Below are 13155 nucleotides of genomic sequence, written 5' to 3'. Positions count from 1 at the left end.
AAATCAAGCGCAACATTACGATTCTCGTTTGCCTTGACGTTCCTTCTCCCACTCGGCCAGCCACGACCGCTCATTCTTATCCAGCTCGCGGTCTGTCAGCAGGTCCGGCCGGCGCTCGGCCGTCCGCAGCAGCGACATTTTGTGCCGCCATTTGGCGACATTTTCATGATGTCCCGAAATCAGCACGTCCGGTACGTCCCAGCCGCGGAACGATGCAGGACGCGTATAATGCGGGTATTCGAGCAGACCCGTACTGAACGAATCGGTGACAGCCGACGTCTCGTTGCCGAGCACGCCGGGAAGCAGCCTTACGATGCTATCGATCATGACCATCGACGGCAGCTCTCCGCCCGTCAGTACATAATCGCCGATGGAAAGCTCGTCCGTAACGAGGTGCTCGCGGATTCGTTCGTCATACCCTTCGTAGTGGCCGCAGATGAAAATCAAATGCTCCTCGCCGGCCAGCTCCTCGGCTTTACGCTGCGTGAACGTCTCGCCCTGAGGGCACATCAGAATGACACGCGGACGTTTTGCCGTCCGCTCTCTAGAGTGTCCCCCGTTACGGCCATTGTCCGACTCCGCCCCTTCCACACCGGCAGCTCCCGTTATATCCACCGCTCCCACTTTCCGCACAGCTTCCGCAGTTTTCACCGCACCTGCTTCCGGGGCTATCCCCTCGGCACCCACTGTTTCCGTTTCGCCGGCAGCTTCAGCAGCCCCCGATCCGCCAACGCGCGCCGATCGCCTGCGCGCTTCTTCCGCCTTGGCCAGCACATCCTCGACCGCCGCAAAGATCGGCTCCGGCTTGAGCACCATGCCGCCGCCGCCGCCGTACGGTGCGTCATCGACCGTATTGTGCTTGTTCGTCGCATAGTCGCGGAAGTTGACCGTATTCAGCTCCACCAGCCCTTTATCCCGCGCTTTCCCGAGGATCGAGGAGCCGAACACGCCTTCGAACATCGCAGGGAACAACGTCAGCACATCGATTCTCATCGGTTAAATCAATCCTTCCAGCAGACGTACACGGACAAGCTTGGACGCAACATCGACTTCAAGCACAACATCGTCGATAACGGGCAGCAGCACTTCTTTCCCTTTCGGCGGCTTCACTACCCATACGTCATTGGCTCCCGGAGTCAGTATTTCGGTGATCGTCCCGAGCTCTTGGCCTTCTTCGGTAACGACTTTGCAGCCGATGATTTCGTGGTAATAATACTCGCCCTCGTTCAGCTCACCCAAATACTTTTCTTCAACCTTGAGCAGGCTGCCCTTATACTTTTCGCACTCGTTGATATTATCGAACTGCTTAAATTTAACGAGCACCATGTTCTTATGTATTCTTGAAGTTTCTACGCTAACCGGTACGCAGGTGCCGTTCGGCGTTTCGATCACGAGCTCGCTGCCCTTCTCGAACCGCTCCTCCGCAAAGTCGGTTTGCGGCCATATTTTCAGCTCGCCCCGAATGCCGTGCGTATTGACGATTTTCCCAACCGTATACAGCTTGTCGGACATGCTTCATGCCCCCTTTACGCAAATAGAAAAAAGGTTAGGATCGTATCCTAACCTTTCCCCTTATGATACGATTTCCACGTTAACCCGTTTCGATTCCTTCACCGCCGCCGAAGTGACGACCGTGCGGATCGATTTGGCGATGCGCCCTTGCTTGCCGATAATTTTGCCCACGTCCGCAGGATTTACCGACAGCTCGTACGTGACGCTCGCATCGTGTTCGACGACACGAACGCGCACATCGTCCGGGTGGTCCACTAACGCTTTGGCAATGACGAGGATCAGATCCTTCATAAGAGCCTCCGGTTGTAGCCCAACTGCAATTACTTCTGCAGCTTAAGCTCGTGGAATTTTGTCATCAGACCTTGCTTGGAGAACAAGCTGCGTACGGTATCGGACGGCTGCGCGCCGGTTGTCAGCCACTTGAGAGCTTTCTCTTCATCGATGTTGACAACGGCAGGCTGAGCTACCGGATTGTAGTAACCGATTTCCTCGATAAAACGACCGTCACGCGGGGAACGGGAGTCGGACACAACGACACGGTAAAACGGTGCTTTGTGCGCGCCCATCCGCTTCAGACGAATGCGAACTGCCATGATGTTTCACCTCCTCATCAGAATAAACTTGCTCTATTAGAACGGGAACCGCCGGCCTCCGCCCATTTTGCCCTTCAGGCTCTTAAGGTTTTTCATACCCTTCGGCCCCATCATGCTGGAGAGCTGCTTCATCATCTTCTTCATCTCTTCGAATTGCTTGAGGAGACGATTGACATCGGCTACCGTCGTACCGCTGCCCTTCGCAATACGTTGACGGCGGCTTGCGTTGATGATTTCCGGCTTCAGCTTCTCCTGCTTCGTCATGGAACGGACAATCGCCTGTACGCGGTCGATCTGCTTCTCGTCCACTTTGACGTTCTGCATACCCTTCATTTTGCCGGCGCCGGGCAGCATCTCGAGAATTTGATCGAGCGGCCCCATCTTCTTGACCTGCTCCATCTGCTCCAGGAAATCCTCGAAGGTGAATTCGGCTTTGCGCATCTTGCGCTCCATCTCTTTCGCCTTCTCGGCATCGATGCCTTCCTGCGCTTTCTCGATCAGCGACAGCATGTCGCCCATACCGAGAATCCGCGACGCCATCCGGTCCGGATGGAACGGCTCCAGCGCATCCAGCTTCTCGCCGGTTGCCGCGTACTTGATCGGCAGGCCGGTAACGGCTCTGACCGACAAAGCTGCACCGCCGCGCGTATCGGAATCGAGCTTCGTCAAGATAACGCCGGTCAGCTCCAGCTGCTGGTGGAAGCTCTGCGCGACGTTGACCGCTTCTTGACCCGCCATCGAGTCGATGACGAGCAGCGTCTCGTCCGGCTTTACTTCCTCGCGGATATTCTTCAGCTCTTCCATCAACGCTTCGTCGATTTGCAAGCGGCCGGCCGTATCGATAATGACGTAGTCGTTGCCGTTATCCTTCGCATGCTGAAGACCTTGCTTCGCGATATCGACCGGATTCACCTTGTCGCCTAATGCGAACACAGGCACCTGAAGCTGCTCGCCGAGCACCTGAAGCTGCTTGATCGCCGCAGGGCGGTAGATATCGGCGGCGACGAGCAGAGGCCGGTGATTTTCCTTCTTCAGCACTTTCGCCAGCTTGCCGGCTGACGTCGTCTTACCCGCCCCTTGCAGACCGGCCATCATTATGACCGTCGGCGGCCGGTTCGAACGAGCCAGCTTGCTTTGCGCTCCGCCCATCAAGGCGGTCAGCTCTTTGTTCACGATATCGACGACGACCATGCCCGGCGTAAAGCTCTTCATGACTTCCTGCCCGACGGCACGGTCGCGAATCTTCGCGATAAAATCTTTGACGACTTTGAAATTAACGTCCGCTTCCAGCAGTGCGAGACGCACTTCGCGGAGCGCGTCGTTCACGTCGTCCTCGGACAGCTTGCCCTTCGAGCGAAGCTTGCCGAACACGTTCTGCAACCGGGATGCCAAGCCTTCGAACGGCATAGTCGGCTCACCTCTAATCCATATTCACAATCGCTTGGAGCAGCTCGCCGATTCGGCCCCTCGCCTCCGGCTCAAGCCGGTTCAAGTAGGACTGCGCTTCCTCCGCCAGCTTAAGGCGCTCCTCGTGCTTTCGCAGCAGCCCCAGCTTGGCTTCGTAATCGTACAGCGTCTGCTCTGCGCGCTTCACATGCTCGTAAATCGCCTGACGGCTCACTTCGAAATGCTCGGCAATTTCGCCTAGCGAATAATCGTCATGAACGTACAGCTGCAGCGTCGTCCGCTGCTTCTCCGTCAGGAGCGGCTCATAGAAATCGAACAGCAGGTTAATGCGGTTCGTCTTCTCCAACACATTGTCTTCCGGCACGGTATGTACCCCCTTCGGACAACTTCCGCCGTCAAGTCTTTCCCCTTGACACTCGCAACAACGTTTCTTAGTGTACTGTATTCAAAGATCAATGTCAAGGCTTTTACCTTGTCAGTGTGGAATGTTTCTAGACTGCTCGATTTATGGGCAAATCAATAGGCGTCAACAGCCTGCGGCATGTGCCGCTATCTGTTGACGCCTAACCCCGGCTAACACTTGTTAAGCTCTGCAGGCGCTTCAGAGCGAACAGAAGCGTCGGCTTTTCCCTGGGTACGCTTCTCCGTTACGCCAACCTTTGTTTTGCCTTCCCCCAGTTAGTCCTTCCCCGATACGCAAACTTCGCTATGGCTTTCCCTTGTTACGCTTTCTCCGCTTCCGCCGACGCCCATTTCGTAAACAGCGCATTCACGAACTGCTCCGAATCGAACGGCTGCAGATCGTCCATCTTCTCGCCAAGTCCGACAAATTTGACCGGCAGGTCCAGCTCTTGGCGGATCGCTACGACGATCCCGCCCTTGGCCGTTCCGTCGAGCTTCGTCAGCACGAGGCCGGTCAGCCCCGTCTTATCGCCGAACAGCTTCGCCTGCTGTAGGGCGTTCTGCCCCATTGTCGCGTCCAGCACCAGCAGTGCTTCATGCGGCGCATCCGGAATTTCGCGGCGGATGACCCGGTATATTTTGTGCAGCTCCTCCATCAGGTTGACCTTGTTCTGCAGACGTCCCGCCGTATCGCACAGCAGCACATCGACGCCGCGGCTCTTCGCTGCCTGGATTGCGTCGTACATTACAGCCGCCGGGTCGGAGCCTGCCGACTGCTTGATCACGTCTACACCGACTCGCTGTCCCCACATTTCAAGCTGCTCGATCGCTCCGGCCCGGAACGTATCGCCGGCGGCCAGCAGCACTTTCTTGCCTTCGGATTTCATTTGATGCGCCAGCTTGCCGATCGTCGTCGTTTTGCCGACGCCGTTGACGCCGACGAACAGAATGACGGTCAGGCCGCTGTCCGCATAACGAAGTCCGACCTTCTCGTCGCCGCGCAGCAGCTCGATCAGCCGCTCGGAAAGAATCGGCTGCAGTTCCTGCGGATCTTCGATGCGGCGTTTCTTCACTTCGGCACGAAGTCCGTCGATCAGCTCCATGACCGTGTTCACGCCTACGTCGGCACCGATCATAATTTCTTCCAGCTCTTCGTAAAATTCTTCGTCGATTTTCTTCCGGCGGCGGAATAGATCGTCCATCCGGTCGATGAAAGCGCTGCGCGTTTTGGCCAGGCCTTCCTTGAACTTGTTCGTTACCGCCTCCGCCTTGGAGGAAATGCTTTCCCTTAATCGTTTAAAGAAGCTCACAACGTTCACTCCCGTAAATAGCACTATGCCTTAGTATACCAGTATGGCCCTTACGCTCCCATGATAGCCTCTTCGTCCTCGAGACGGACGGAGACAAGCTTGGAAACGCCGCCTTCCTGCATCGTTACGCCGTACAGGACGTCGGCTTCCTCCATCGTCCCTTTGCGGTGCGTAACGACGATAAACTGGGTCGTCTCTGAAAACTCCCGCAAATATTCCGCGAACCGGGTTACGTTCGCCTCATCGAGCGCCGCTTCCACTTCATCCAAGACGCAGAACGGCACGGGCTTGACGCGCAGGATTGAGAACAGCAGCCCGATCGCCGTCAGCGCCCGCTCGCCGCCGGAGAGCAGCTGCAGATTTTGCAGCTTCTTGCCCGGAGGCTGAGCGACAATTTCAATCCCCGTGTTCAGCAGGTCGTCCGGATCGCTTAAGATCAAGTCCGCCCGTCCGCCGCCGAACAGCTTGGCGAAGACGACGACAAAGTGGGAGCGGATCAGGTCGAACGTCGAGCGGAACCGCTTCGACATCTCTTGATCCATCTCGCGAATGACACCGTACAGCGCTGTCTTGGCCTCGATCAAATCGTTCTTCTGCGATGTAAGAAACTCGTAGCGTTCGCTCACGCGGGCAAATTCTTCGATCGCGCCGAGGTTGACCGTGCCGAGCGAGGAGATCTCGCGCTTGAGCTCCCGCACCTTAAGCTGCGTGCCCGCAACGTCCTCCGGCACCGGATATCGCTCCTTCGCCAGCTCATAGCCGAGCTCGTACTCTTCCGCGAGCTTCTTGAGCAAGTTGTCAAGCTCCACATCGAGTCGATTCACCTTGACCTCGTTCTGATGAAGCCGCTCCTCCACTTGCTTCAGCTGCAAGCGCTGCTCTCTTGTCTCGTTCTCCTCCGATTCGAGCTTGCGCAGCCATTCGGCTCGTTCCGCCCGCTTGAAATCAATCCCCTCCGAGCATTGCTGCTTCTTCAGCTTCAGCTCGTTTAACTGCTCGATTTGGCGCACGTTCTCCTCATCATGGGTATCCATTTCATGTTCCATTGCGGCAAGCCGCTCCCGATTGCTCCCCAGCTCCAGCTCAATCGCCGATAAGTCCTGCTGGGCCCGGCGAACGAGATCCTGCAGCGACTGTTTCTCTTGGGAGACGGAAGCCACTTTCACCTTTAGGTCGGTGAGCTGCGACATCAGCGCTTCCTTCTCGCTTTCGCTGGCCTTCCTCGCCTGCTCGGCGGTTCGGATCGCCTCCTGCAGCGCCGCTTCTTCAGCCGTCAGCTGCTCCAGCAGCTCTTTCGCCTCCGCCGCCTTGCGCAGCGAATCCGCCTGCTCGCGCTGAAGCGATTCCCGGTCCTGCTTGTCCAGCTCCAGCTGCTCGTTCACCGTGCGCGCCTCGTTTTCCAGCGGCTGCAGCGCCGCACGAACTTGCTGCTCCACGATTCGCGCCTGCTCGCTTTCCTGACGGAGCGCTTCCAGGCCGTTATTATCGGCGGCGATCTCCTTGCGCAGCCGTTCGCCCTTGCTGCGCAAATCGCCGAGCTGCTTCTCCGCTTCGCGAATTTCATTCTCCAGCTCTTCAATTTGCCGGCCGCGGCCGAGCAAATTGGCCGTCTTCTTCTGCAGGCTGCCGCCGGTCATCGAGCCGCCGGGATTGACGATATCGCCCTCCAGCGTAACGACTCTGTAACGGTAGCCGGCTCTGGCGGCAATCCGGTTGGCATCCTCCAACGTCTCGGCTACAACTACGCTGCCCAGCAAATTGGAGAAAATATTCGCATACTCCTTATCGAAAGCGACCAGATCCACCGCCACGCCGACGAAGCCGCTCGCATTCATCATCGCGCTCCGTTCGCTTTCCCCGATCGGGCGCCCTTTGATAACGTCCATCGGAAGGAAAGTCGCGCGTCCCAGCTGCCTCTGCTTCAGGAAGCCGATGGCCGCCCGGCCGTCGGCTTCTGTCTCGACAACGACATTCTGGAGTGCCGCTCCAAGGGCTGTCTCCACAGCGGTCTCCACATTCGCCGGCACCTTGAGCAGCTCCGCGACGGCGCCGCGGATCCCGCGCAGCCCGCGGCCTTTCGCTTTCAGCACTTCTTTGACGCCGTACTGGAAGCCGTCATAATCGTTTTGCAGGTCGCGGATCGTATCCCGGCGGGATACAAGCGCATCGAGCCGCTGCTCCCACTTGCGGACGGTGAGCGATGCCTGTTCCAGCATTTCCTGCTTCGCACTCGCGGTCTTCGACGCCTCCGCATAGCGCGAGCGAATGTCGTCAATCGCTTGCAGTGCGTCGTTCAGCCGCTTCTCCAGGTACGTCTTTCGCTGTATGATGGCACCCTTCTGCTCTTCCCACTTGCGGCGATCCTCGTCCAGACGCTCCAGCCTGCGGATCAAGCCTTCCGCTTGCTGCTCCGCATACCGAATTTCGTTACGGGCCTGAGCCATCCGATTCAGCTTGTCCAGCAGCTCCGCCTTCAACTGATCCTCGGCGCTGCCGCCCAGACCGCCGGTAACGCCGAGAAGACGAATTTCCTCCGCACTTAGCTGGGCCTGCAGCTGAGTAAGCTGTGACTGTACCGCTGCATGCTTCTCCTTCGCTTCCGCAAGCTCGCTTTCCTTCTCCTGCTTGCGCTGCTCCTGCTGGGCAATCGATTGAAGCAGCTGTTCGCGCTGGGTGCCGTAGTTCTTTTTCCGCTCCTTCAGCACTTCGCCGTAGCCTTCACACTTCTCGAATTCCTCGGAAATGTGCAGCAGCTCCTTCTGCAGCGCCTCCAGCTCCTCATCCAGGCGCCTCGTTTCCGACCGGTGCGTCTCGAGCTCGGCATCATGCTTGCTGACGATTGTCGACAGCTCGAGCTGCTCCTTCTTCATCCTCTCGACGATGTCGCTTGCTTCCTTCCAGGCGACGTGCACTTGGTCGATCTGATACACATACATCGCAATTTCCTTGTGCTTCAGCTCTTCCTTCAGCAGCTTATAGCGCGTAGCCTTGTCCGCCTGCTCGTGCAGCGGCTCGATTTGATCCTCGAGCTCGGATACAAGGTCGTGGATTCGAAGCAAATTTTGCTCCGTGTCGTCCAGCTTCTTCTCGGCTTCCCGCTTGCGCGATTTGTATTTGACGATACCGGAAGCTTCTTCGAAGATCGCCCGGCGATCCTCGGACTTCGTACTAAGGATTTCCTCGATACGCCCTTGTCCGATAATCGAATAGGCTTCCTTCCCGATCCCCGTATCCATGAACAGCTCGGTTATATCTTTCAGCCTGCATGGCTGCTTATTGATTAAGTATTCGCTATCTCCGCTGCGGTGTACACGGCGCGTGACCGTTACTTCTTGAAAATCAAGCGGCAGCGCACCCGAGGCGTTATCCAGCGTCAGCGACACTTCACCGTAGTTGACCGCCTTCCTGGCATCGCTTCCGGCGAAAATAACATCCTGCATATTGCCGCCGCGCAGCGACTTTGCGCTCTGCTCGCCCAGCACCCAGCGGATACCGTCCGAAATATTGCTTTTGCCGCTGCCGTTCGGTCCGACAACCGCTGTAATGCCTTTCACAAACTCCAGCTCGGTCTTATCGGCAAACGATTTAAATCCGGACAGCTCGATCCGTTTCAAAAACATGCTATTCCACCTCAACGCCTATTGTAGCAAGTTCCGCGCGGAAAATATATAGATACCGAGCACCGTATACGACAAAAGGCCCGTGCCGGAGCTCCGTCCGGGCACGAGCCTTGCTTTTCTATCATTTACCCTACCGTCACATTAAGACCGGCCAGCGCTTGCGCAGCCGCCTGCTGCTCCGCTTCCTTCTTGGAGCGGCCGGCGCCGGTGCCGAGCAGCTTGCCTTCCATGTGCACCTCGGCGACAAATTCACGGTCATGTGAAGGGCCCCGCATCCCGACGATGCGGTAATCGAGCGTGCCTCTGCCTTGCTGCTGCAGATGCTCCTGCAGTTGAGACTTGAAGTCGATAATCCGCTGCTTGCCTAGCTCCGTTACATGAGCGAACATATGCTTGCTCAGGAACGCCTGTGCCGCATCGAAGCCCTGATCGAGATAGAGCGCCCCGACGAACGATTCGAACACATCGGCCAGCAGCGCAGGACGTGTCCGGCCTCCGGTTTGCTCCTCGCCCTTGCCCAGCAGCAAGTAAGCACCGAAGTCAAGCTTCTCTGCAAACTTGACTAGCGACGGTTCGCAAACAATCGCCGCTCTCAGCTTGGTCAGCTCGCCTTCGGGACGAGTCGGATAGGCGGCGAACAAATAATCCGCAGTCGCCAATTGGAGCACGGCGTCTCCGAGATACTCGAGCCTCTCGTTGTCCTGCTTCGCTTCGGCGCGATGTTCGTTCACATAAGAAGAGTGCGTAAACGCCTGTATCAGCAGATCTTGATTCTTGAATCGGATGCCGATCGCTTGCTGCAATAATTGCAAATCGCGGTTCATGTTCGAATCCTCCACATCGGGACAGCCGAGGCGCCCCGAGGCGGCCCAGCTCTTCTTAAGCTTCGTACTTGCGCATAATGATCGTCGCGTTGTGTCCGCCGAAGCCGAACGAGTTCGACAGCACCGTGTTCAGCTTCGCGTCACGCGCCGTGTGCGGAACGTAGTCCAGATCCAGCTCCGGGTCCGGATTGTCGAGGTTGATCGTCGGCGGGATGCGGCTGTTATTGATCGCCAGAGCGCAAATAATCGCTTCCACGCCGCCGGCAGCCCCAAGCAGATGGCCGGTCATCGATTTCGTCGACGATACCGCCAGCTTGTAAGCGTGCTCGCCAAACGTCCGGCGAATCGCTTCCGTCTCCGACTTATCGCCCACCGGAGTAGACGTGCCGTGAGCATTGATATAGTCAATTGCAGTCGGTTCAATTCCTGCATCCTTGAGCGCTTTCGCCATGCAGCGAGCTGCGCCGTCCGGATCCGGATCGGTCATATGGTAGGCGTCGCCGCTCATGCCGTAACCGATCAGCTCGCCGTAAATTCGGGCGCCGCGCTTCAAGGCATGCTCCAGCGATTCCAGCACGATGACGCCGGCTCCTTCGCCCATCACGAACCCGTCTCGGTCGATATCGTAAGGACGGCTTGCCTTGGTCGGCTCTTCATTACGCGTTGACATTGCGCGCATCGCACAGAAGCCGCCGAGCCCCGTTGGGCGGATTGTCGCTTCTGCGCCGCCGCAGATCATCACATCGGCTTCGTCGCGCTGAATCATGCGCATCGAATCGCCGATCGCGTGCGAGCCGGTTGCGCAGGCGGTCACCGTCGTTGTATTCGGGCCCTTCGCACCGGTAATGATGGACACATGGCCGGAAGCCATATTCGCAATCATCATCGGAATGAAGAACGGGCTCATCCGCTTCGGTCCCCGCTCAAGCAGCGTCTTATGCTGCTCTTCCCATGTCTGCAGGCCGCCGATGCCGGATCCGATCGAAACGCCTACGCGCTCCGGGTCGGTATCGTTGCGAACATCGAGCTTTGCATCCTGAAGCGCTTTAATAGCGGCTACGGCGCCGAATTGGGCGAAACGGTCCATTTTGCGGACATCTTTGCGGTCTATATATTCTTCCGGGTTGAAGTCTTTCACTTCTGCGGCGATCCGGGTTGGATATTCACTGACGTCGAACGCCTCGATTTGGCTGACGCCCGAGACACCCGCCATGAGATTGCCCCAGAACGTATCCAGGTCCTGACCCAGGGAGGTCACGACGCCCATACCGGTGATGACGACTCGTTTCACTTTCCCACCTCGATCTTGGCGATATTTTCGTCTAAATGAGGAGAAGCCCCGCACGAAGGCGGGACTTGTCGTTTACGCTTGAGATTTTTTTATGTATTCAACTACTTCTCCTACGGTTGTAATCTTCTCTGCATCTTCATCGGAGATTTCCATATCGAACTCATCTTCGAGCTCCATCACCAATTCTACTACATCGAGAGAATCAGCGCCTAAGTCGTCTTTGAAATTCGCTTCGAGGGTGACTTCAGATTCTTCTACCCCAAGACGATCGACTACAATTCGTTTCACACGATCCAATACGTCGGACATCCGGTTCACCTCCTCCTGTGTATTATAAGGGAAACTTGTACAGAATGCCAGAGGCACCTGCAAACTTCAGCAGACGGTTACATCTTGGCCCGTTTCCCGGTTATGATACAAGGCTTTGCCAGGCAAGCCTCTTAACCCATGTACATGCCGCCGTCAACGTGCAGCGTTTGGCCCGTCATATAGGCCGCGTCGCTTGAAGCCAGAAAACGTACGGCGCGAGCGATGTCCTCCGGCTGGCCCAGACGGGCGAGCGGAATTTGCGACGTCAGTCCGGCCCGCGTATCCTCCGACAGCTTATCGGTCATATCCGTTTCGATAAAGCCGGGAGCAACGCAATTGACCGTAATGCCGCGCGAAGCCAGCTCGCGGGCGGTCGCCTTCGTCAAGCCGATGACGCCGGCTTTGGCAGCCACATAGTTCGCTTGACCCGGGTTCCCCAGCACGCCGACAACGGAGGAAATATTGATAATCCGGCCGGAGCGCTGCTTCATCATCGGACGAGTGACGGCCTTGATGCAATTGAAGACGCCCTTCAGGTTCGTATTGATAACCTGATCGAACTCCTCTTCCTTCATGCGCATGATCAGATTGTCGCGCGTAATGCCGGCGTTGTTGACGAGGATATCGAGACGTCCGAACGTTTCCAGCGTCATCTTAACAAGCTCCTCCGCCTCCTCGGCAGACCCGACGTCGGCTTTCAGCTTGACCGCTTTGCGACCCATTGCCTCGATGCGTTCGACAACTTCCGCAGCCGCGCCCTCGCTCCCCGCATAGTTCACGGCTACGTCAGCGCCGGCTTCCGCCAGGGCGAGCGCAATGGCTCGGCCGATGCCGCGCGACGCCCCCGTAACGAGGGCTACTTGACCTGTAAGCATAGTGCAGACTCCTCTCCCAAATGCTGCTAGATAAGGGTTTTATACTTTCGTTTCCGCCATGAACGCTTCCAGTGCAGCCACGCTATTAATCGAATGGATAACGGCACCGCTGACCGTCTTCTTGATCAATCCTGCGAGTACTGTGCCGGAGCCGATTTCAATAAACGTATCGACACCTGCATCTGCCAGCCAAGCGACCGTATCTTCCCACAGTACCGGAGACACGACCTGATCGACAAGCAAGCTGCGGATCGTCTCCGCTTCCGTTACCGGACGCGCCGTCACGTTCGCAACGACCGGCACAACGGCATTGCGCAGCGTCACTCCACGGAGCGTTTCCCGCAGCATGTCGGCAGCAGGCTTCATCAGCGAGGAGTGGAACGGCCCGCTCACTTCGAGCAGCTTGGCCCGCTTGGCGCCAATTTCTTTGATGCGGTCCGAGACAGCTTGCACGCCTTCGATCGAGCCGGAGATGACAATCTGTCCCGGGCAGTTCACATTAGCCATCTCGACCGGGCCGACATCCGCCGATACAGCGGCGCACAGACCGGCAAGAGCCTCGCGTTCTGCGCCAAGCACAGCCGCCATTGCGCCTTGTCCGCTTGGCACCGCTTGCTCCATGAACCGGCCGCGGGCTCTGACCGTTCGCACCGCGTCGGCATAATCCAGCACTCCGGCGGCAACCAGCGCGCTGTACTCTCCAAGGCTGTGGCCGGCGACATAGTCAGGCGTAATGCCCGCGGCGCGGAACGCCTCTAAATATGCGATCGAGGTGGCCAGCAGCGCCGGCTGCGTGTTCGCCGTCATTCTCAGCGAATCTTCCGGACCGCCAAAGATCAATTCACTGAGCTTTTCGCCCAGCACCTCGTCCGCTTCTTCAAACCGCCTGCGCGCCGTTTCGTTCGATTCGTAAACGTCCTTCCCCATACCAACCGCCTGGGCGCCTTGACCCGGAAAAACAAACGCTATTTTACCCATGGTGATCCTCCCCAACAGTCAAGTTCATCCTCCG

At 57.5% G+C, this 13155-nt stretch carries 13 protein-coding genes; all 13 read right to left on the bottom strand.

Features of this window, described 5'->3' with window-relative positions; genetic code table 11:
* Positions 1-15 precede the first annotated feature (15 nt).
* The 13 genes from trmD to fabD all read right to left on the bottom strand — a co-directional run bounded on the left by trmD (position 16) and on the right by fabD (position 13121).
* The gene (trmD, locus tag ACFFK0_RS17935; protein ID WP_377471673.1) at positions 16-993 is read right to left on the bottom strand and encodes a tRNA (guanosine(37)-N1)-methyltransferase TrmD; all 978 of its coding nucleotides are present in this window, start codon (positions 991-993) and stop codon (positions 16-18) included.
* A 3-nt stretch (positions 994-996) separates the two neighbouring features.
* The gene (rimM, locus tag ACFFK0_RS17930; RefSeq protein ID WP_377471671.1) at positions 997-1512 is read right to left on the bottom strand and encodes a ribosome maturation factor RimM; all 516 of its coding nucleotides are present in this window, start codon (positions 1510-1512) and stop codon (positions 997-999) included.
* Positions 1513-1572: 60 nt separating this feature from the next.
* The gene (locus tag ACFFK0_RS17925) at positions 1573-1803 is read right to left on the bottom strand and encodes a KH domain-containing protein (RefSeq protein ID WP_377471670.1); all 231 of its coding nucleotides are present in this window, start codon (positions 1801-1803) and stop codon (positions 1573-1575) included.
* Between the two features lie 29 nt (positions 1804-1832).
* A complete protein-coding gene (gene rpsP, locus ACFFK0_RS17920) occupies positions 1833-2105 on the bottom strand; it encodes a 30S ribosomal protein S16 (protein WP_377471669.1) in 273 nt (90 codons plus the stop codon).
* A 36-nt stretch (positions 2106-2141) separates the two neighbouring features.
* Positions 2142-3512 carry a signal recognition particle protein gene (gene ffh / locus ACFFK0_RS17915; RefSeq protein WP_377471668.1) on the bottom strand — a complete coding sequence of 457 codons (1371 nt, stop codon included), beginning with the start codon at positions 3510-3512 and terminating at the stop codon, positions 2142-2144.
* Positions 3513-3525: 13 nt separating this feature from the next.
* Entirely contained in the window at positions 3526-3876 is a 351-nt protein-coding gene (ylxM, locus tag ACFFK0_RS17910) for a YlxM family DNA-binding protein (RefSeq protein WP_377471667.1), read from the bottom strand.
* A gap of 358 nt (positions 3877-4234) precedes the next feature.
* The gene (gene ftsY / locus ACFFK0_RS17905) at positions 4235-5224 is read right to left on the bottom strand and encodes a signal recognition particle-docking protein FtsY (RefSeq protein WP_377471666.1); all 990 of its coding nucleotides are present in this window, start codon (positions 5222-5224) and stop codon (positions 4235-4237) included.
* A 50-nt stretch (positions 5225-5274) separates the two neighbouring features.
* On the bottom strand, positions 5275-8844 hold the full coding sequence (gene smc, locus ACFFK0_RS17900) for a chromosome segregation protein SMC (RefSeq protein WP_377471665.1): 3570 nt from the start codon (positions 8842-8844) through the stop codon (positions 5275-5277).
* A 125-nt stretch (positions 8845-8969) separates the two neighbouring features.
* The gene (rnc, locus tag ACFFK0_RS17895) at positions 8970-9668 is read right to left on the bottom strand and encodes a ribonuclease III (RefSeq protein WP_377471664.1); all 699 of its coding nucleotides are present in this window, start codon (positions 9666-9668) and stop codon (positions 8970-8972) included.
* Between the two features lie 55 nt (positions 9669-9723).
* A complete protein-coding gene (gene fabF / locus ACFFK0_RS17890) occupies positions 9724-10959 on the bottom strand; it encodes a beta-ketoacyl-ACP synthase II (RefSeq protein ID WP_377471663.1) in 1236 nt (411 codons plus the stop codon).
* Positions 10960-11031: 72 nt separating this feature from the next.
* Positions 11032-11268 carry an acyl carrier protein gene (locus ACFFK0_RS17885; RefSeq protein WP_377471662.1) on the bottom strand — a complete coding sequence of 79 codons (237 nt, stop codon included), beginning with the start codon at positions 11266-11268 and terminating at the stop codon, positions 11032-11034.
* Positions 11269-11399: 131 nt separating this feature from the next.
* Positions 11400-12143, bottom strand: coding sequence for a 3-oxoacyl-[acyl-carrier-protein] reductase (fabG, locus tag ACFFK0_RS17880; protein ID WP_377471661.1), 744 nt, complete (start codon positions 12141-12143; stop codon positions 11400-11402).
* Between the two features lie 39 nt (positions 12144-12182).
* Complete coding sequence (gene fabD / locus ACFFK0_RS17875; protein ID WP_377471660.1) at positions 12183-13121, bottom strand: ACP S-malonyltransferase; 939 nt, start codon at positions 13119-13121, stop codon at positions 12183-12185.
* Positions 13122-13155: the final 34 nt, after the last annotated feature.

Source organism: Paenibacillus chartarius (assembly GCF_042432825.1).
GTDB classification, from domain to species: domain Bacteria; phylum Bacillota; class Bacilli; order Paenibacillales; family NBRC-103111; genus Gordoniibacillus; species Gordoniibacillus chartarius.
Note: the sequence above shows the minus strand (reverse complement) of the source record. Positions and strands in the feature narration are given on the sequence as shown.